The organism is Xanthobacter autotrophicus, assembly GCF_029991245.1.
Classification (GTDB): Bacteria; Pseudomonadota; Alphaproteobacteria; order Rhizobiales; family Xanthobacteraceae; genus Xanthobacter; species Xanthobacter autotrophicus_C.
In genome coordinates this window covers 1-395 of sequence record NZ_JAIVFO010000453.1, presented here as the reverse complement: position 1 = coordinate 395, position 395 = coordinate 1, and the positions used below count along the sequence as shown (strand labels likewise).

1 protein-coding gene is annotated in these 395 nt (G+C 66.3%); it reads right to left on the bottom strand.

Annotation, left to right across the window (positions count from 1 at the left end):
• Nucleotides 1-149 precede the first annotated feature (149 nt).
• Nucleotides 150-395 (bottom strand): hypothetical protein (locus K9U41_RS23650; protein ID WP_282643255.1); only part of this gene is annotated, 246 nt, incomplete at its 5' end.

Here is a 395-nt window from a genome sequence, read left to right as displayed (position 1 = left end):
GATCTTGGCGCCGTGCAGGAACGAGAGGGTGACGTTGTCGAGGACCACCTTGTCGCCGTGGGCCTTGCGCACGTTGCGCAGTGTGAAGACGTACTCAGCCATGATCAGGAACCCTACGGGCGTGCGGGTCACCACCCGAAATGCGCGGATCAGAGTAGGTTGCGCAGCCGGTCGACCAGGGCGTCCTTGACCGACTGCTCCACGGCGGCCTCGACCTGGCGGTTGAGGTCGCCCTGGTCGTCGAGGTTCTCCAGCAGGGCGCGCACGTCGAGGTCGTCGATCGTGCGGTCGAGGACGTCGTCGGTCTTCAGGGCCCCGTCGATGACGGAGTCCGGCAGCGCCTTGATGGCCGCCTTCAGGAAGCCGTTGAGGTCGGCGTTGTCGAGGGCCTCGTC